The sequence below is a fragment of the Pseudomonas medicaginis genome (assembly GCF_965119365.1).
Classification (GTDB): domain Bacteria; phylum Pseudomonadota; class Gammaproteobacteria; order Pseudomonadales; family Pseudomonadaceae; genus Aquipseudomonas.
Genome location: NZ_OZ221631.1, coordinates 460,244 through 481,622, shown reverse-complemented (window position 1 = coordinate 481,622; position 21,379 = coordinate 460,244). Strand labels below are relative to the sequence as shown.

7 protein-coding genes are annotated in these 21,379 nt (G+C 61.4%); 2 read left to right on the top strand and 5 right to left on the bottom strand.

Features of this window, described 5'->3' with window-relative positions; all coding sequences use genetic code 11:
• Positions 1-18: 18 nt before the first annotated feature.
• A complete protein-coding gene (locus tag ACMTA2_RS02125; protein WP_413793514.1) occupies positions 19-1,368 on the bottom strand; it encodes a TolC family outer membrane protein in 1,350 nt (449 codons plus the stop codon).
• A 358-nt stretch (positions 1,369-1,726) separates the two neighbouring features.
• Between ACMTA2_RS02125 and ACMTA2_RS02120 the strand changes: the two genes are divergently transcribed.
• Both ACMTA2_RS02120 and ACMTA2_RS02115 read left to right on the top strand, forming a co-directional pair.
• Positions 1,727-14,761 (top strand): LapA family giant adhesin, encoded by a 13,035-nt coding sequence (locus ACMTA2_RS02120; protein WP_413793513.1) that lies wholly within the window; start codon positions 1,727-1,729, stop codon positions 14,759-14,761.
• A 119-nt stretch (positions 14,762-14,880) separates the two neighbouring features.
• On the top strand, positions 14,881-15,219 hold the full coding sequence (locus tag ACMTA2_RS02115) for a hypothetical protein (protein WP_014335964.1): 339 nt from the start codon (positions 14,881-14,883) through the stop codon (positions 15,217-15,219).
• 284 nt (positions 15,220-15,503) lie between these two features.
• Here the strand turns inward: ACMTA2_RS02115 and ACMTA2_RS02110 are convergent, their stop codons facing one another.
• From ACMTA2_RS02110 to lapG, 4 genes are all read right to left on the bottom strand, one after another.
• Positions 15,504-16,451, bottom strand: a complete 948-nt coding sequence (locus tag ACMTA2_RS02110) for an IS110 family transposase (RefSeq protein WP_413791447.1) — start codon at positions 16,449-16,451, stop codon at positions 15,504-15,506.
• 249 nt (positions 16,452-16,700) lie between these two features.
• Positions 16,701-17,072, bottom strand: coding sequence for a DUF6124 family protein (locus ACMTA2_RS02105; protein ID WP_413793512.1), 372 nt, complete (start codon positions 17,070-17,072; stop codon positions 16,701-16,703).
• A 1,592-nt stretch (positions 17,073-18,664) separates the two neighbouring features.
• The gene (lapD, locus tag ACMTA2_RS02100; protein ID WP_413793511.1) at positions 18,665-20,611 is read right to left on the bottom strand and encodes a cyclic di-GMP receptor LapD; all 1,947 of its coding nucleotides are present in this window, start codon (positions 20,609-20,611) and stop codon (positions 18,665-18,667) included.
• A gap of 14 nt (positions 20,612-20,625) precedes the next feature.
• Positions 20,626-21,318, bottom strand: coding sequence for a cysteine protease LapG (gene lapG / locus ACMTA2_RS02095; RefSeq protein WP_413793510.1), 693 nt, complete (start codon positions 21,316-21,318; stop codon positions 20,626-20,628).
• Positions 21,319-21,379: the final 61 nt, after the last annotated feature.

Genomic DNA, 21,379 nt, shown 5'->3' with positions numbered 1-21,379 from the left:
TAAAACGGGTGGTAGGACTCAATTCATCCCAGGCAACTGAACCTTGGGTTTCACGTCGTTCTGCACAACCGATGCCAACGGCGCGACCACACCCTGGCTTTTCAACAGCTGGCCCATGGTTGCCTTGATCCGGTACTGGGTGAACAGCTGCACATTCTTGATTTCCGCCAGGCGGCGGGAAGCACTGAACAGTTCGTTTTCGCTGTCGAGCAAGTCGAGCAGGGTCCGCTCGCCAAGGCTGAACTGCTTTTGGTAGGCAGTGCGCACGTTGGCGCTGCGATCCACGTATTGCTGGGCGATCGGCACCTGGGCGTTGGCATTGTTCAAGGCGTTCCAGGCCAGGCCCAGTTCTTCGTTCAACTGGCGCAGCGCGTTGTTGCGGATGTCCAGGGCCTGGTTGGACAGGTACGACTTGGATTCCAGGTCGGCCTTGTTGCTGCCACCGGCATACAGGTTGAAACGCATGCGCAGCATGGCTTGCCATTCATTGTTGTGGCCGTTCTGGCCATCCAGGTCGTTGTCGGCCGTGCGACCCAACTCGGCGTCGAAGCGTGGGTAGAAGCTCGACTTGGCGGCCTCGTACTGTTGCTCGGCTGCGGCGATGTCGGCCTCGGCCGAACGCAGCACCGGGCTGTTTTCCAGCATCTGGGCGCGGGCTTCGGTCAGGTTGGCCGGCAGCAGCGCCAGAAAATCGGCAGGACGCTCCAGTTGATCCGGCAGTTGGCCGACGGCGCTGAGGTAGTTGGTCTCGGCATCGGCCAGGTTGGTCTGTTCGGTGATCAGGTTGTTACGGGCCTGGGCCATGCGCGCTTCGGCCTGGTCCAGGTCGGCACCACTGCCCACGCCACGGGAGGTGCGCAGCTTGATCTGGTCGAAGATGCGTTCGTGACTCTTGAGGTTTTCCTCGGCCAGACGCACGAACTCACGACGGGTCAGCACGTCCAGGTAGACCTGGGCCACCGTCAAACCGGTGCGCTCGGAGGCGTCCAGCAACGAATAGGCACGGGCATTGACGGTGGCTTGTTGACGCCCGACTTCGCTGGACGTGGCAAAACCGTCAAAAACCATTTGCGACAGGCGCAGGCTCGACTCGCTGCGGTTCAGGGTTTCCCAATGGTTGGTCCCGCCCGAGCGGGTGGTGACACTGTCGGTGCCTTCGCGGCCATACCCGGCTGCAAGGTCCACTCTAGGCAGGTAGCCGCCCTTGGCCGCCTTGAGTTGGTAATCCGCCGCGAGACGGCTGTTCACGCCAGCCTGGATTTCAGGATGGACATCCAAAGCCTGCTGCATGGCCTGCGGCAAGGTTTGTGCTTGTACGAAGCTGGCAGCGAGGGCGAAGGGTAAAGCCTTGAGCAGGTGTGAACGCATGGTTGGATTATTCCCAGAACTCTTGTCTTGAATCACAGCGAAACGTGGCGCTGCATCGGATGATGGCAACCGGAATGACCGTATGTCGGAAAGTTCAAAACAGGAGCTGGAACACGCACTGAAAGAACAGGTCGCCGCTTAAATATCAATGTGACATTAGGGCGGCGATTGTTTAGGATGGCCGGCAGAAGGTCAATAGTTTGGCACAAACAAAATATCTGGAAAAACAAGCCAAAATATTGACATATAAAAGCGTCAAAATAACCCTACTTTGTGAATATAAACGTCCAGACCGCTGCTGCCCACAAGCTGCCGGGTCCATGGAAGTCTACTGAGCGCGGCACCCGGAGAGTCTTCAATGAGCAGTGTTATTGCCGTTGTCAAAAGCATTGTTGGTCAGGTTTTCGTCGTATCCCCAGAGGGCATCCGGCGCGTACTCATTGAAGGTGATCGCCTGAATGTGGGCGACCAGTTGGACACCGGCCCTGCCGGCGCCGTGACATTGGAGCTGGCCGATGGCCGCACCCTGGACCTGGGCCGCGACACCCAGTGGAGCGCCAATGCCCCGGACTCGTCCACTGACTTGGCCCAAGCCACTGCCCAGGCCGCGCCGTCGGTAGAAGAGCTGCAACAAGCTATCGCCGCGGGCGTGGACCCGACGACCGCCCTGGAAGCCACCGCTGCCGGCGCTACTGCCGCGGGTACGGGTGGTGCCGCCGGTGGGGGCCACAGCTTTGTGGTGCTGGATGCCACTGCAGGCAGCGTCGACCCGACCGTCGGTTTCCCAACGGAAGGCCTCGCAGCGGCTGCCGCCACCGATGACAACATCCTGGGTGGCGATACCACGGCCGATACGACCGCCAACGCCGTGCTCAATGCGACGATGACCCTGAGCGCCACGCCGACCCTGACCGAGGCCGGCGGCGTGCTGGTCTACACCGCGACAGTGACCCAGGCTCCGCAGACCAACCTGACCGTGACCTTGTCCAACGGCGCGGTCATCGTGATCCCGGCGGGCCAACTGACCGGCAGCGTCAACGTACCGCTGGCGCCGAACGACACCGTCTACAACGACGCCACCCAAATCAGCGTGACCGTCACAGGCACCACCGGCGGCACCGGCATCGCCGTGACCGTTCCCACCACACCGGCCGTGACCCAGATCACCGACACCATCGACACCACCACCGTCACCCTGACGGCGGGCAACACCGTGACCGAAGGCGGCCAGATTACCTACACCGCGACCCTGACCAACCCGGCCCAGACCCCGGTGACCGTGACCTTGAGCAATGGCTCGGTCATCACCATCGCGGCTGGCCAGACCACCGGCACCGTCAACGTCGACACCCCGGCCAATGACGTCTACAACAACGGCAGCACCGTCAGCACCACCATTACCGGTGCGACCGGTGGCAACTTCGAAAACCTGGTGCCGAGCACGGCGCCTGCGGTCACTACGATTACTGACTCGGCCGACACCACTGGCCTGACCCTGACGGCCAGCAACACCATCACCGAAGGCGGCCAGATCACCTACACCGCCACCCTGACCAACCCGGCCCAGACCCCGGTGACCGTGACCTTGAGCAATGGCTCGGTCATCACCATCGCGGCTGGCCAGACCAGCGGCACCGTCAATGTCGAGACGCCAGCTAATGACGTCTACAACAACGGCAGCACCGTCAGCACCACCATTACCGGTGCGACCGGTGGCAACTTCGAGAACCTGGTGCCGAGCACGGCGCCTGCGGTCACCACGATTACTGACTCGGCCGACACCACTGGCCTGACCCTGACGGCCAGCAACACCGTGACCGAAGGCGGCCAGATCACCTACACCGCCACCCTGACCAACCCGGCCCAGACCCCGGTGACCGTGACCTTGAGCAACGGCTCGGTCATCACCATCGCGGCTGGCCAGACCAGCGGCACCGTCAATGTCGACACCCCGGCCAACGACGTCTACAACAACGGCAGCACCGTCAGCACCACCATTACCGGCGCGACCGGTGGCAACTTCGAAAACCTGGTGCCGAGCACGGCGCCTGCGGTCACTACAATTACTGACTCGGCCGACACCACTGGCCTGACCCTGACGGCCAGTAACACCATCACCGAAGGCGGCCAGATCACCTACACCGCCACCCTGACCAACCCGGCCCAGACCCCGGTGACCGTGACCTTGAGCAATGGCTCGATCATCACCATCGCGGCTGGCCAGACCACCGGCACCGTCAACGTCGAGACGCCAGCTAATGACGTCTACAACAACGGCAGCACCGTCAGCACCACCATTACCGGTGCGACCGGTGGCAACTTCGAGAACCTGGTGCCGAGCACGGCGCCTGCGGTCACTACGATTACTGACTCGGCCGACACCACTGGCCTGACCCTGACGGCCAGCAACACCATCACCGAAGGCGGCCAGATCACCTACACCGCCACCCTGACCAACCCGGCCCAGACCCCGGTGACCGTGACCTTGAGCAATGGCTCGGTCATCACCATCGCGGCTGGCCAGACCACCGGCACCGTCAACGTCGACACCCCGGCCAATGACGTCTACAACAACGGCAGCACCGTCAGCACCACGATTACCGGTGCGACGGGTGGCAACTTTGAGAATCTGGTGCCGAGCACGGCGCCTGCGGTCACTACGATTACCGATTCGGTAGACACTACTACCGTGACGCTGACCGCTACACCAACCGTGAACGAAAACGGCACGATCACCTACACCGCGACCCTGACCGATGCCGATGGCAAGCCGGTCACTGCGCAAAATGGGCCTGTGACGGTCACCCTCGACAGCGGCAAGACCATTACCATCGCCGCCGGCGCAAGCTCGGGCGTGCTTGATGTCGCTGTTGGTAATGATGTTTACCAAGGCCCGACCACCGTCACTGAAAGCATCAGTACTGCCACTGGCGGTAACCTCGAAGCTATTGCACCGAACACGGCGCCAGTCAGCACTGTGGTCAGTGATGTCAACGACACCACCACGGTGACATTGACCGCTACACCGACCGTGAATGAAAACGGCACCATCACCTACACGGCTACCCTGACCGATGCCGATGGCAAGCCGGTCACTGCGCAAAACGGTCCTGTGACAGTCACCCTCGACAGCGGCAAGACCATCACTATCGCTGCGGGCGCAAGCTCGGGTGTGCTTGATGTCGCTGTTGGCAACGACGTGTACCAAGGCCCGACCACCGTCACCGAAAGCATCAGTACTGCCACTGGTGGCAACCTCGAAGCCATCGCGCCAAACACGGCGCCAGTCAGCACTATCGTCAGCGATGTTAATGACACCACCACGGTGACATTGACCGCGACACCGACCGTGAACGAGAACGGCACCATCACTTACACCGCCACGCTGACCGATGCTGACGGTAAACCCGTCACCGCACAAAACGGTCCTGTCACCGTGACTTTGGACAGCGGCAAAACCATCACCATCGCTGCCGGCGCAAGCTCAGGTGTGTTGGATGTGGCCGTTGGCAACGATGTTTACCAAGGTCCGACGACGGTTACCGAGTCGATTGCCTCGGCCTCCGGCGGCAACCTGGAAGCCATCGCGCCAAACACCGCTCCGGTCAGCACCATCGTCAGCGACGTCGACGACACCACTACCGTGACGCTGACCGCTACACCGACCGTGAATGAAAACGGCACCATCACTTACACCGCCACGCTGACGGATGCCGACGGCAAGCCGGTCACGGCGCAAAACGGTCCTGTGACAGTCACCCTCGACAGCGGCAAGACCATCACCATCGCCGCCGGTGCAAGCTCGGGCGTGCTGGACGTGGCCGTCGGCAACGATGTGTACCAAGGTCCAACCACCGTGACCGAGTCGATTGCCTCGGCCTCCGGTGGCAACCTGGAAGCCATCGCTCCAAACACCGCTCCGGTCAGCACCATCGTCAGCGACGTCGACGACACCACCACGGTAACGCTGACCGCTACACCGACCGTAAATGAAAACGGCACCATCACCTATACCGCCACGTTGACCGATGCCGACGGCAAGCCGGTCACGGCGCAAAACGGTCCTGTGACAGTCACCCTCGACAGCGGCAAGACCATCACTATCGCTGCGGGCGCAAGCTCGGGTGTGCTTGATGTCGCTGTTGGCAACGACGTGTACCAAGGCCCGACCACCGTCACCGAAAGCATCAGTACTGCCACTGGTGGCAACCTCGAAGCCATCGCGCCAAACACGGCGCCAGTCAGCACTATCGTCAGCGATGTTAATGACACCACCACGGTGACATTGACCGCGACACCGACCGTGAACGAGAACGGCACCATCACTTACACCGCCACGCTGACCGATGCTGACGGTAAACCCGTCACCGCACAAAACGGTCCTGTCACCGTGACTTTGGACAGCGGCAAAACCATCACCATCGCTGCCGGCGCAAGCTCAGGTGTGTTGGATGTGGCGGTTGGCAACGATGTTTACCGAGGCCCGACCACCGTCACTGAAAGCATCAGTACTGCCACTGGCGGCAACCTCGAAGCCATCGCACCGAACACCGCGCCAGTCAGCACTGTGGTCAGCGATGTCAACGACACCACCACCGTGACGCTGACCGCTACACCGACCGTAAATGAAAACGGCACCATCACCTACACCGCCACCCTGACCGATGCCGACGGCAAACCGGTGACGGCGCAAAACGGCCCCGTGACGGTCACCCTCGACAGCGGCAAAACGATCACCATCGCAGCCGGCGCAAGTTCGGGCGTGTTGGACGTAGCCGTTGGCAACGATGTTTACCAAGGTCCGACCACCGTCACTGAATCGATCAAAGGCGCGACTGGCGGCAACCTGGAAGCCATCGCTCCAAACACCGCTCCGGTCAGCACCATCGTCAGCGATGTCAACGACACCACCACGGTAACGCTGACCGCCACACCGACCGTGAACGAAAACGGCACCATCACCTACACCGCGACCCTGACCGGTGCCGACGGCAAGCCGGTCACGGCGCAGAACGGTCCTGTGACGGTTACCCTCGATAGCGGCAAGACCATCACCATCGCAGCAGGCGCAAGCTCGGGCGTACTGGATGTAGCGGTTGGCAACGATGTTTACCAAGGTCCGACCACCGTGACCGAATCGATTGCCTCGGCCTCTGGCGGTAACCTCGAAGCCATCGCGCCAAACACGGCGCCAGTCAGCACTGTGGTCAGTGATGTCAACGACACCACTACCGTGACGTTGACCGCCACGCCAACCGTGAATGAAAACGGTACCATCACTTACACCGCCACCCTGACGGATGCCGACGGTAAGCCGGTCACGGCGCAGAACGGTCCTGTGACGGTTACCCTCGACAGCGGCAAGACCATCACTATCGCAGTGGGCGCAAGCTCAGGTGTGTTGGATGTCGCGGTTGGCAACGACGTCTACCAAGGTCCGACCACCGTCACTGAAAGCATCAGTACTGCCACTGGCGGTAACCTCGAAGCCATCGCACCGAACACCGCGCCGGTCAGCACCATCGTCAGCGATGTCAACGACACCACCACGGTAACGCTGACCGCTACACCGACCGTGAACGAAAACGGCACCATCACCTACACCGCCACGCTGACCGATGCTGACGGCAAACCGGTGACGGCGCAAAACGGCCCCGTGACGGTCACCCTCGACAGCGGCAAAACGATCACCATCGCAGCCGGCGCAAGCTCGGGCGTGTTGGACGTAGCCGTTGGCAACGATGTTTACCAAGGTCCGACCACCGTCACTGAATCGATCAAAGGCGCGACTGGCGGCAACCTCGAAGCCATCGCACCGAACACGGCGCCAGTCAGCACCATCGTCAGCGACGTCAACGACACCACTACCGTGACGTTGACCGCCACACCGACCGTGAACGAAAACGGCACCATCACCTACACCGCGACCCTGACCGGTGCCGACGGCAAGCCGATCACCGCGCAGAACGGTCCGGTCACCGTGACGTTGGAAAGCGGCAAAACCATCACTATCGCAGCGGGTGCAAGCTCGGGCGTGTTGGACGTGGCCGTTGGCAACGATGTGTACCAAGGCCCGACCACCGTCACCGAAAGCATCAGTACTGCCACTGGTGGCAACCTCGAAGCCATCGCGCCAAACACCGCGCCAGTCAGCACCGTGGTCAGCGATGTCAACGACACCACCACCGTGACGCTGACCGCTACACCGACCGTGAACGAAAACGGCACCATCACCTACACCGCGACCCTGACCGATGCCGATGGCAAGCCGGTCACGGCGCAAAACGGTCCTGTGACAGTCACCCTCGACAGCGGCAAGACCATCACCATCGCCGCCGGCGCAAGCTCGGGCGTGCTGGACGTGGCCGTCGGCAACGATGTGTACCAAGGTCCAACCACCGTGACCGAGTCGATTGCCTCGGCCTCCGGTGGCAACCTCGAAGCCATTGCACCAAACACCGCGCCGGTCAGCACCATCGTCAGCGACGTCAACGACACCACCACGGTAACGCTGACCGCTACACCGACCGTGAACGAAAACGGCACCATCACCTACACCGCGACTCTGACCGATGCCGACGGCAAACCCGTCACTGCGCAAAATGGTCCGGTCACCGTCACCCTCGACAGCGGCAAAACGATCACCATCGCCGCCGGCGCAAGCTCGGGTGCACTGGATGTAGCCGTCGGTAACGACGTGTACCAAGGTCCAACCACCGTGACCGAGTCGATTGCCTCGGCCTCCGGTGGCAACCTGGAAGCCATCGCGCCAAACACCGCTCCGGTCAGCACCATCGTCAGCGATGTCAACGACACCACCACCGTGACGTTGACCGCTACACCAACCGTGAACGAAAACGGCACCATCACTTACACCGCGACGCTGACCGATGCCGACGGCAAACCCGTCACCGCGCAAAATGGTCCGGTCACCGTGACGTTGGAAAGCGGCAAAACCATCACCATCGCCGCCGGCGCAAGCTCGGGCGTGTTGGATGTGGCTGTTGGCAACGATGTTTACCAAGGTCCGACGACGGTTACTGAGTCGATTGCTTCCGCATCCGGCGGCAACCTGGAAGCCATCGCACCGAACACCGTTCCGGTCAGCACCATCGTCAGCGATGTCAACGACACCACCACGGTAACGCTGACCGCTATACCGACCGTGAACGAGAACGGCACGATCACCTACACCGCGACCCTGACCGATGCCGATGGCAAGCCTGTCACCGCACAAAACGGTCCGGTCACCGTGACGTTGGAAAGCGGCAAAACCATCACTATCGCAGCGGGTGCAAGCTCGGGCGTGTTGGATGTGGCTGTTGGCAACGATGTTTACCAAGGTCCGACCACCGTCACTGAAAGCATCAGTACTGCCACTGGCGGCAACCTCGAAGCCATTGCACCGAACACGGCGCCAGTCAGCACCATCGTCAGCGATGTCAACGACACCACCACCGTGACGCTGACCGCTACACCGACCGTAAATGAAAACGGCACCATCACCTACACCGCCACGCTGACCGATGCCGACGGCAAACCGGTGACGGCGCAAAACGGCCCCGTGACGGTCACCCTCGACAGCGGCAAAACCATCACCATCGCCGCCGGCGCAAGCTCGGGCGTGCTCGATGTCGCTGTTGGTAATGATGTTTACCAAGGCCCGACCACCGTCACTGAAAGCATCAGTACTGCCACTGGCGGCAACCTCGAAGCCATTGCTCCGAACACGGCGCCAGTCAGCACTGTGGTCAGCGACGTCAACGACACCACTACCGTGACGCTGACCGCTACACCAACCGTGAATGAAAACGGCACCATCACCTACACCGCCACCCTGACCGATGCCGACGGCAAACCCGTCACTGCGCAAAATGGTCCGGTCACCGTGACGTTGGAAAGCGGCAAGACCATCACCATCGCCGCCGGCGCAAGCTCGGGCGTGTTGGATGTGGCTGTTGGCAACGACGTCTACCAAGGTCCGACCACCGTCACTGAAAGCATCAGTACTGCCACTGGCGGCAACCTCGAAGCCATTGCACCGAACACGGCGCCAGTCAGCACCATCGTCAGCGATGTCAACGACACCACCACCGTGACGCTGACCGCTACACCGACCGTAAATGAAAACGGCACCATCACCTACACCGCCACGCTGACCGATGCCGACGGCAAACCGGTGACGGCGCAAAACGGCCCCGTGACGGTCACCCTCGACAGCGGCAAAACCATCACCATCGCCGCCGGCGCAAGCTCGGGCGTGCTCGATGTCGCTGTTGGTAATGATGTTTACCAAGGCCCGACCACCGTCACTGAAAGCATCAGTACTGCCACTGGCGGCAACCTCGAAGCCATTGCTCCGAACACGGCGCCAGTCAGCACTGTGGTCAGCGACGTCAACGACACCACTACCGTGACGCTGACCGCTACACCAACCGTGAATGAAAACGGCACCATCACCTACACCGCCACCCTGACCGATGCCGACGGCAAACCCGTCACTGCGCAAAATGGTCCGGTCACCGTGACGTTGGAAAGCGGCAAGACCATCACCATCGCCGCCGGCGCAAGCTCGGGCGTGTTGGATGTGGCTGTTGGCAACGACGTCTACCAAGGTCCGACCACCGTCACTGAAAGCATCAGTACTGCCACTGGCGGCAACCTCGAAGCCATTGCTCCGAACACGGCGCCAGTCAGCACTGTGGTCAGCGACGTCAACGACACCACTACCGTGACGCTGACCGCTACACCAACCGTGAATGAAAACGGCACCATCACCTACACCGCCACCCTGACCGATGCCGACGGCAAACCCGTCACTGCGCAAAACGGTCCTGTCACCGTCACCCTCGACAGCGGCAAGACCATCACCATCGCTGCGGGCGCAAGCTCAGGTGTGTTGGATGTCGCGGTTGGCAACGACGTCTACCAAGGTCCGACCACCGTCACTGAAAGCATCAGTACTGCCACTGGCGGTAACCTCGAAGCCATCGCACCGAACACCGCGCCGGTCAGCACCATCGTCAGCGATGTCAACGACACCACCACGGTGACGCTGACCGCCACACCGACCGTGAACGAAAACGGCACCATCACCTACACCGCGACCCTGACCGGTGCCGACGGCAAGCCGGTCACCGCGCAGAACGGTCCGGTCACCGTGACGTTGGAAAGCGGCAAGACCATCACCATCGCCGCCGGCGCAAGCTCGGGCGTGTTGGACGTAGCCGTTGGCAACGATGTTTACCAAGGTCCGACCACCGTCACTGAATCGATCAAAGGCGCCACTGGCGGTAACCTCGAAGCCATCGCACCGAACACCGCGCCGGTCAGCACCATCGTCAGCGATGTCAACGACACCACCACGGTAACGCTGACCGCCACACCGACCGTGAACGAAAACGGCACGATCACCTACACCGCGACCCTGACCGATGCCGATGGCAAGCCGGTCACGGCGCAAAATGGTCCGGTCACCGTCACCCTCGACAGCGGCAAAACCATCACCATCGCCGCCGGCGCAAGCTCGGGTGTACTGGATGTAGCCGTCGGCAACGACGTCTACACCGGTGCGCCGTCCATCACCGAGTCGATCAAGTCGGCCTCCGGCGGCAACCTCGAAGCCATCGCGGTCGATAAGACCGGCGCGTCGACGGCCGTGGGCGACACGGTCGACAACACCACCGTCAGCATCAGTGGCAGCACGTCGGTCACCGAAGGCCAGGCGGCGACGTACACGGTCAGCCTGACGAACCCGGCGCAAACCGAGGTAACGCTCAAGATCGTCTACAGCGGCACCGCCGCCGACGGCTCGGATTTCACCGGTGTCTACACCGTGAAGATCCCGGCCAACGCCACCAGCGCGACCTTCAACGTGGCAACCCTGGACGACAAGATCACCGAAGGCACCGAAAACTTCGTGGTCAGGATCGACTCGGCCACCGGTGGCAACTTCGAGCACCTGGCGGTCAGCGGCACCAACGGCAGCGTCAGCACGTCGATCATCGACAACGATGCGCCGCCGGTACTCGACCTGGACGCCAACAACTCCAGCGGCAAGACCGGTGCCGATTACCAGGTGACCTTCACCGAAGGCACCACCGGCCCGGGCGTGTCCATCGCCGACACCGACCTGAGCATCACTGACCCGGACAGCACCCTGCTGACCGGCGCGACCATCGTGCTGACCAACCGTCAGCCTGGCGATGCGCTGAACCTGGGCAACAGCGTCAACGGCATCAGCATCAACGCCAACAGCACCGACGGCAAAGTCGTCCTGACGCTGACGGGCAATGCGACGCTGGCTGACTACATGCAGCAGATCAAGAACATCAGCTTCATCAACAACAGCGAAGATCCGAGCACCGTACCGCGCATCATCACCGTGACGGTGACCGACGGCGCGAGCTACTCCAACACCGCCACCACCACCGTGAACGTGGTCGGGGTCAATGACGCGCCGGTAGCCACTGGCGGCGCGGTGACCGGTACCGAAGACACTTCACTGGTCCTCGGCTGGTCGACGTTCGGCATCAGCGACGTGGACAATTCCGCCACCAGCCTGGGTGTGAAAATCACCGAGCTGCCGGCCGATGGCAAGTTGCAGTATCTGGACGGTGCAACCTGGAAGGACGTGGCCAACAACCAGACCTTCACCAAGGCTGACATCGACGCCGGCAAGCTGCGCTTCACTCCGGACGCCAACGAATCCGGTGCCAACGGTTATGTTGGCAGCAGCACGGGCAACAATCAGGCCGACTACGCACAGGTCAAGTTCCAGCCAACCGACGGCCAGGCGCTGGGTAATACCGGCACCGTGAAGATCGACATCACGCCAGTCGCCGACGCACCGACCCTCAACGTGGCCGGTAACAACGTGACCTCCACCGGTTTGATCAAGGAAGTCTGGACCGGCCTGTCGGGCCTGGGCACCGATGGCAGCGGCGCGCCGTCCGGCACGCTCAAGTCGGTGATCGATGCCGCCGGCACGCCGAACAGCAGCGGCACCGTGACCAACGTGCAATCGGACAGCAACGTCAACCCTGGCACCGCGTCGAAAACCTCGGGCCTGATCTTCCTCGAGGCCGGCAAGACCTACACCTTCAGCGGCACGGGCGATGACAGCCTGCTGGTCACCATCGGCGGCAAGACCGCCGCGGCAACCACCTGGGGTGCGGGCGGCCAGTTGAACGGTTCGTTCACGCCGACCACCAGCGGCTACTACACCCTGGACATCTACCACCACAACCAGACCGGTCCGGGCAGTTATGACGTGAACCTGTCGGTCAACGGCAGCACACCGGTCGACCTGAACGGCTCCGGCGTACCGCTGTATACCAGCGTGACCGACCTGACGAACGCCGGCGTGACGGTCTCCGATTTGCACGGCACCAACGGCGAAGGCTACTACGACGGCTACAAGCTCAACGAAGGCGCCGAAGGCACCAGCGTGAACCTGTCGAAGATCACCACCGCCCTGACCGACACCGACGGTTCCGAAAGCCTGAGCGTGAAGATTGGCGGCATGCCGGAAGGAAGCGTGCTGAGCGACGGCGCGGGCCACTTCGCGACCGTGGGCAGCAACGGCGAAGCATCGGTCAGTGGCTGGAACCTGGGCAGCCTGACCCTGACACCGCCAGCCTATTACAACGGCCAGCTCAATCTGACCGTGACCTCCACCTCCACCGAAGCCCTCGGAGGATCGGCGACCACCACGGCGCATATCCCAGTCACCGTGTACCCGGCGACCTACAACGCCATCACCGCCACGTCGGGCAGTGACAACGTCACCGGCACCGACGGCAACGACATCGTCGTCGCCGACATCGGCGGGCTGACCGTGGTGCCAGGGGTCAACTACAACATCGCCTTCATGGTGGACAGCTCCGGCAGTATGAGCGACTCGTCCATCGCAGCTGCCAAGGCCTCGCTGACCTCGGTGTTCAACACCCTCAAGCAAAGCATGGGCAGCAACTCCGGGACGGTGAACATCTTTCTGGCGGACTTCGACAGCCAGGTGAACAACACGGTCTCGGTCAACCTCAACGACTCGAACGCCTTGACCCTGCTCAAGGGCGTGCTCGACTCGATGGTGTCCGGTGGCGGTACCAACTATGAAGACGTGTTCAAGACCACGGCGAACTTCTTCAAGAGCACCGACGCCCTGAACAATACCGGGGCGAAGAACCTGACGTATTTCATTACCGACGGTAAGCCGACTTACTACCAGACCGGCGAACAGACCAATCCGACGCTTTACGGCACCGTCAAGCTTGATGATGTCTTGAGCGCGGCCAATTACAGCGTCGGCAAGTACTACACCCAGACGATCGACAGCACGCACAAGTACACCATCTACGAAAACGGCGAGATGTACCTGTCGACCAAAAGCGGCAAGAAATGGACCGACAGCTATGTGGGCACCGTGCATGCCGAGGGCAATGGCACCTTTGAATTGTCGAACCAGGGCGGCACCGGTTATGGCGATTACTGGAACTATGTCGATTCGGCGGCGGGCTCGACCGACAGCTTCACGTTGCTCAAGGGCCTGAGCACCGTCGAGGCCATCGGCCTGAACAGCGACGTGACCCTGAACGACCTCAAGCCCTACGACTCGGACTCGACACCGCAGACCAACATCGACCCGAACAACCTGGCCAACTCGATCATCGGCCACACCGAAGCGACCCTGCCGGGCTCCGATACGGTCAATGGCGGCGACGGCAACGACATCCTGTTCGGCGACCTGGTGAGCTTCAATGGCGTGGCCGGCGAGGGCTACCAGGCCATCCAGGCCTTCGTCGCCAAACAAAGCGGCGTGGACGTCAGCAAGGTCACCACCAGCAACGTGCACCAGTACATCACCGAGCACTACACCGCGTTCGATGTGTCCGGTGCCCACGATGGCAACGACACCCTGCTGGGCGGCGCCGGCAACGACATCATTTTCGGCCAGGGCGGCAACGACACGCTCAACGGTGGCAAGGGCAATGACATCCTGCTCGGTGGCACGGGCAACGACACCCTGATCGGCGGCCAGGGCAATGACACCCTGATCGGCGGTCTGGGCGGCGATACCTTTGTCTGGAAGTCCGGCGACACCGGCAACGACGTGATCAAGGGCTTCAACGCCGGGGAAGGCGATCGGATCGACCTGCGGGATCTGTTGCAGGGTGAGTCCGGCAGCACCATCGACCACTTCCTGAAAATCAGCACGGTCGATGGCGTGTCGTCGCTGCAGGTCAGCACCTCCGGCCAGTTCAACACCGGCAACGCTGCGGCGACGCCAGACGTGACGATCAAGCTCGAAGGCAACAATTGGTCGAACGTGAACCTGAACTCGTTGATCGCCGGCAGCGACCCGACCATCAAGGTCGATCACAACAACAGCTGAACCTGACACAAAACCCGTGGCGAGGGCGCTTGCTCCCTCGCCACGATAAGTGTTCATACTCCCCCACAGTTGGCCTATGCTGCCCAGCATGACGCTGCTTCATACATGAGGGATGCCCGATGTTTTATGTGCAACGCGATGCACAAGGCCTGCTGGTGCGCGTAGAAGCCACCGCTTACGCCGAGGCCACCGAAACCTTGCCGGCCGACAACCACGAGATCCAGGACTGGTTCGCCAACCAGGCGGTGGAAAACAGCCTCAAGCAGCTCAAGCAAAGCGACCTGGAAATGATCCGGGTACTCGATGACTTGATCCAGGTGCTGACCAGCAAAGGCGTCATCCGCGTCACCGACTTGCCACCGGCGGCCCAGGCCAAGCTGATGGACCGCAACCAGGCCCGGGAAGCCTTGGGCGGGTTGAGCCGGTTGATCGATGATGATGAGAAGGGGTTGATCTAGGCTGCCACCTCGAGCAGCACACAAAACCCTGTGGCGAGGGGATTTATCCCCGCGGGGCTGCGCAGCAGCCCCAGATGCTTCTTAAAGGTGAACTGCCTGACCACCGAGGCGGCTGGTGTTTAGGGCTGCTGCGCAGCCCAGCGGGGATAAATCCCCTCGCCACAGGGTTTGGGGTTGTCTGGGCTGACGCCTTCGCGAGCGGGCTCGCTCCCACGTTAGTTGATCTCGATATTTCGGTTCGACACAGATCCAGTGTGGGAGATTCTATGGTTGAGGGAAAGCCCTCAAGCCGCGTTAGGTTGGTATTCGCTTTGCCCTTTCAGCAGAGCGAATACGATCCGAGCAAGCTTGCGAGCCAGCATTACCAACGCCTGAGTGGTAGTGAAACCGCGAGCTCTTTGCTTTTCATAGAAGCCTCTCCAGGCGGACGTGCGGCTAGCCGACATGGCGGCATTGTGTAACAGCCGACGGACTTCCGGGTCGCCTCGTTTACTCAAGCTACGGCGCCCATCTTTTTGTCCTGATTTCGACACTCGCAAGTCCATTCCCAAAAAGGCAATGAAGGCGTCTGAGTTTCTGAAATCCCCTCGTTGAAATGCCGTAAGCAAGCGGGCTCCGGTCAGAAATCCAATGCCCTCAACCTTCAAGCAACGGTTCAACTGACCCTGCAAACCGGCATCCCTCAGATGATCCTTGATCGTCTTCTCGATCAATGTCTCAAGCCTCTGCATGGCTGCAATTTGTTCGGCGAAAGCGGTCTTCAGCAGCGGCTCGTTAGCCCAGCTTTGTACCAGGGCCACTCGAGCCTGAACCAGGGCTGCGCGACGGCGGAAAAGGCTCAGGAGCTGGCGATACAGCGGAGATGGCGGGGTCCAGGGGTTAAGCTCATGCCCTTCGTTTTTCAGGTAACGGGCCAGCAGCTTGGCATCCAGCGCGTCAGTTTTGGCGCGGATTTTTACGCCTTCGCGGTAGTGATGCAGTTCATAACCGCCCACCATGTAGATCTCGCAGCCGGCCTCATAGGCCAGATCAGCGAATTCCAGGTGATAGATATTGGTCGACTCAATGGCTACAGCGACGGGGCCCGGCAATGCTTTCAACCACTTTTTGATGGCCGCTTTGTTGTTGGGAGTCGCCTCCAGTACGTCAAGTTCGGCGTGATAGATCACCAGTTCGTTCTTGGCGACATCCACGCCCACAATCGGCTTTGTGACAGAAACCGGCATTGCCATTGAAAATTCTCCGGGCTAAGGTTTGAACACTTGAAGGGTTCACCCAGAGGCGCAGGCTTGTTCCTATCGTCGGTTTAGGCCAGATGCATTCTTTATCGGCGCTTGGGTGAAAGGAGGAGGGGCGAAATCTCCCACGGTCTGTACTGCGGCTAACAGTCAGAATCGAGCCTTGTCCCTCCTCCTCCCTTCAAGTCCTACCATACAAGCGAGCCTGCTCGCGAAGGCGATCTTCAATTCACCGCAGGCCTGTCAGCCCGCCGTTTGAACCTCCAGCCGATCCATTGCCCGCTCCACCAGCAAATGCACCCCATCGGCCATTCGGCTGATCGCCAGGATCACGCTGCGGCGTGAGCCGTCGACGTCGTCAGCCAGGTCGGCGGCGATGGCGCTGATGGATAGCAAGTCTTCGGAGGCGTTGGCCAGGAGGGTTTCGGTGTCGATGTCCGGGGAGACCATGAAGAGCTGGGCGGTTTGGTTTTTCCCCGAGGCTTCGTCGGTTGGTTTGGGATTGAGGTAATAGTCGAGGACGCGCTCGGCGGCTTCGTCGAGTTTTTTGGATTTCGAGGATTTGCCGGAGATGTTGCCAGGGTTTTCTGGCGGATTCGGAGTGACCTTGAACATTAGAGATTTCCTAAACAGATAAGTGGAAACCGTCACCGTTCGCTTGCACGCGAATGAGGGTGGCGGCCGTACGCAGGTGTGCAAGACCGGGTCTGTTTAGGACACCCAGCAGATCCAAGGATCTCCTGCGTGCAGCCGCCATAAAGCCAGTGAGCAGAAGAAAGCCCCTGAGCGATGTAGCGTCGCATCCTAAACAGTTTGTTCGGACTTGCACGTCCGTGTCACCGTTTTTTCGGTGACAAACCCAGACTAGCCACGAGGCAGATGCCGGACAAGTTCACCAAGTTCGCTACAACTCGAAGGAAATCTCCTAGGACCTTACTTTTAGAGGGGGGTGTATATCCGTTTCTGCGGTAACGGCCACTGGCGGTTCCGCTCTTACAGCGGGTCACTTTTGGAAGAGCGCCAAAAGTAACCAAAAACGCTTTGCCCCACCACTCGGTGCCTCGCCTAGGCTCGGCATGCCCGAACGAAGGCATTGCTCCGTGGGCCGCCGCGAAGGGCCATCCATGGCCCAGCGCGGCTACCTCGGCATCCATGCCGAGGTGCCCACTGCGCAATGCCTGCGTTCGGCCATCGTGGTTAACGGGGCGCCGAGATCAACGTCCACCACGAGGCGGCCTAGTAGCCGACCTGGTTCTTGGTGAGACCGCGTTTCCCCCTGTGGGAGCGGGCTTGCTCGCGAAAGCGTCTGTTCAGCTTGCATCCTTGTTGCATGACACTGCGCTATCGCGAGCAAGCTCGCTCCCACATAGTTTTTGGTCGTTTATAAGTTCAGTGTCCACCGCCGAACCTGTGGGAGCCGAGCTTGCTCACGATAGCGGTCGGCCTGCTTGCATCAATGCTGAATGTGTCGCCGCCTTCGCGAGCAGGCTCGCTCCCACAATTGGATCGGGGGAATGGCCGGAGAGCCAGGCCGGCTATCAGGCCGCCTCGCGAGCAAGCTTTGCTCCCACAGATCGGACAGGTGTACGACCGGGAGAGCCAGGCCGGCTATAAGGCCGCCTCGCGAGCAAGCTTTGCTCCCACAGATTGGACAGGTGTACGACCGGAAGAGCCAGGTCGGCTATCAGGCCGCCTCGCGAGCAAGCTCTGCTCCCACAGATTGGACAGGTGTACGACCGGAAGAGCCAGGCCGGCTATAAGGCCGCCTTCGCGAGCAAGCCCGCTCCCACAATGAGATTGGTGTACACCTGAGAGCGCCAGGCCGGCTATAAGGCCGCCTTCGCGAGCAAGCCCGCTCCCACAATGGGATTGGCGTACACCTGAGAGCGCCAGGTCGGCTATCAGGCCGCCTCGCGGTGGACGTTGATCTTGGGGCCCCGTTAACCACGCTGGCCGAACGCAGGTATTGTGGAGTGGGCATCCCGGCATGGATGCCGGGATAGCCGCGCTGGGCCATGGATGGCCCTTCGCGGCGGGCCCACGGAGCAATGCCGGAGTGAGGGCACACCGAGCCTAGGCGAGGTGCCGAGTGGTGGGGCACAGACCTTTTGGTTACTTTTGGGGCGTTTGCCAAAAGTGACCCGCCGTAAGGGCGGAACCCTAAGTGGCCGTTACCGCAGAAACGGATATGTACTCGATCAGAAGCCTCACCCCCAACGCTTAGGCTCACCCACCAGTTGCCCCTGCACCCCAAACAACCCCATCTCCCGAATCACCGCCAACTCCCCCTCCGTCTCAACCCGCTCAGCAATCAACGGCAGGTCAATACTGTGAGCCGCCCGCTGAATCGCCTCAATGAACAGACGCTTGTCACTCTCCTGGTCGATGGCCCGAATATAGCTGCCATCGATTTTCAGATAGGCCAACCCCAACCGCGACAAGTTGCCGATCATGCTGAACCGCCCACCGAAACGCTGCAAGCTCAGGGAGAAGCCAAGCTCACGCAAATGCCGGGTCAACTGCTCCAGCACCGCTTGCTCCGGCAATTGCTCTTCACCAATCTCCAGGGTCAAGCGCGGCCCAAGGTTGGAATGCGCCCGCAGGATTTCAAAGATCTTGTTCAGCGCCTGCGGATCGGCCAAGGTCGCCGAAGACAGGTTCAACGCCAGGGATTGCTCATGCCCGGCCATTTGCCTGAGCACCTGTTCGAGCATCAAGCGGTCCAGGCGCGCGGTCCAGCCGAAGCGCTCCAGCCAAGGCAGGAAACGCCCGGCGGGGATGGTCTGGCCCTGCTCGTCCAGCAGCCGCGACAGCACTTTGTAATGCAGCACCACCTGGGTGTCCTGGGCCGCCACCACCGGCTGGAAGTACAGCTCGAAGCGCTGATGATTCAAGGCCTGGTCAAGCAGTGTGTGCCAGGCATGGTGATCGTCCCCGACACTGGCTGACGCACTGTGGTCCAGGCAAGCCCAACCCGGTTCGCCCTGGCTTTCGGCCTGGGCCAGGGCCTGGTCACCGAGCTGGAGCACCGCGTGCGGCGAGTCGCCATGGACGAACGGCGCCAGACCGATGGACGCCACCGACGCCACATCCGTCGCGCCGGTCGCATGCAGGCTCGCCAACGCCGCCTCAAGGTTCTGCGCCAGTTGCAGCGCTTCCTCGCGCACCAGCCCAGGTGCCAGCACCGCGAACTCACCGCCGCGAATACGCGTGACCAGGTTATGGGTTTCCGGATAGCGGGCGCACTCGCGCTGCAATTGCTCGCCCACGGCCTGGAGCAACTGGTCGGTGCGCTGCCCGCCCAGCCGCTGGTTCAAACCGGCCAGGTCCTTGACCCGCAACAACAGCAGATAACCGGAACTGGCCTGCTCCGGGTTGCTCACCCGGGCATTGAGCTGCATTTCGAAATAGCGCCGGTTGGCCAGGCCCGTGAGGTTGTCCTGGTAGGACTCGATGCGTAGCTTCTCGCTGCGCTCGGCCTGCTCCTGGAACAACGCCTTGAGCTTTTCGACCATCTGGTTCATCGCCTGCACCACCCGCCGCAGTTCAGGCGTGCGCGGCAACTCCGGCAGGCTCAGGAACTCACGTCGGGCAATGGCATGGGACTGATGCACCATATAGTCCAGCGGCTTGAGCTGGCGACGCAGCAGCAAGGCCCCCAGCACCGCGCTCACGGCGCCGCACAGCAACAGCCAGCCCAGGCTGCCCAACGCGCTCTGCCACAGCTTGGCGAGGGCGAACATCGGGTGGCTGATCACTTCGACCCGCGCCGCCTGCTCCCAACCGCGGCTGACGATAGCATCGCCACCGGCCGGTTCCAGGCCGATCAGCTTGACGAACCATTGCGGCACGCTGCCAGCGTCCGGCGTGCCGGTGCGCTCGACCAGGGTCTTGTCGGTGGCCACGTCGACCACGCGGATGCTGGCGTAGTAGCCGCTGTCGAAGATCGAGCTGACCATCAGCTCCACCATCGCCGGGTCGTCGATGTTCGGCGTCAGCGACAGGGCCAGTGCCGTGGCCGCATCCTGGGCGTGGGAGCGCAACTGGTTGACGTACTGGGCCCGCGAGCTCTCCAGGCTGACCATGAAGCTGCCGCTAAAGGCAACCACCAGGAACAGACAGATAGCGATCAACAGCTGTTTGAACAAGGACATCTGAGCGCGCGCTCCTAGTTAGTCGTCTCGACCGGAAAACCTTCGGCCTGCATTTTTTTCAACACATCCTGCCACCGGGACAGGCGCTTGGTGTCACCCACTTTCTTGTTGCCCTTGGCGCCCGGCAGCCACAACCCTTCGGCATTGAAAGAGTAGACCGGGAGCAAGTCGGTTCGCTGGCTGGCCGGCTGGATACCGTCGATCAGGCTGTCGAGCACCAGCGGCATCGCCTCGGGCGTGGCGTAATAGGTCAGCACCATGTGTGCTCGGTTCTGCCGCAACGCCTTGACGTAGGTGATGCGCAGCTTGTCACTGGACACCCCGAGATGACGCAGGCTGAAATACTTGGCGATGGCGTAGTCCTCACAATCGCCGGCGCCCTTCCACAGGGCCTGGATCGGGGTTTCCCAATAGTCGACCTCACGCCACAGGTCGATGTCCTCCACGTAGCGCACCTGCTTGTTGAAAAACAGGTTCACTACCTTGAGCTGTTCCAGTTCCGGGATCTGTTTGCGGGTCGCCAGCAATTGCTGCCAGGCGTCGATACGCTGCTGCCCCTCACCCAGTGGTCCATATAACGCTTGCGCCCGCCGGCTGATCTGCGCAAAGTCCCAGTCGGCCTGCAGGCTGCCCAGCGTCAGGCCGGCCAGCAGCAATGCCGAACACAGCCAGCGCAAGGACCTGAGGACTGGGAAAGGTGCAGCCAAGGGAAATACGTCCGAAAAGGGTCGTTGGAAACTCGTTGGATGGTGACGCCTGGCCCACTAA

Bases quoted from the DNA above. Each gene is read 5' to 3' on its own strand.
- ACMTA2_RS02120 (WP_413793513.1), top strand. From the start codon at position 1,727: ATGAGCAGTGTTATTGCCGTTGTCAAAAGCATTGTTGGTCAGGTTTTC.
- lapD (WP_413793511.1), bottom strand. From the start codon at position 20,611: ATGTCCTTGTTCAAACAGCTGTTGATCGCTATCTGTCTGTTCCTGGTG.
- ACMTA2_RS02125 (WP_413793514.1), bottom strand. From the start codon at position 1,368: ATGCGTTCACACCTGCTCAAGGCTTTACCCTTCGCCCTCGCTGCCAGC.
- ACMTA2_RS02115 (WP_014335964.1), top strand. From the start codon at position 14,881: ATGTTTTATGTGCAACGCGATGCACAAGGCCTGCTGGTGCGCGTAGAA.
- ACMTA2_RS02110 (WP_413791447.1), bottom strand. From the start codon at position 16,451: ATGGCAATGCCGGTTTCTGTCACAAAGCCGATTGTGGGCGTGGATGTC.
- ACMTA2_RS02105 (WP_413793512.1), bottom strand. From the start codon at position 17,072: ATGTTCAAGGTCACTCCGAATCCGCCAGAAAACCCTGGCAACATCTCC.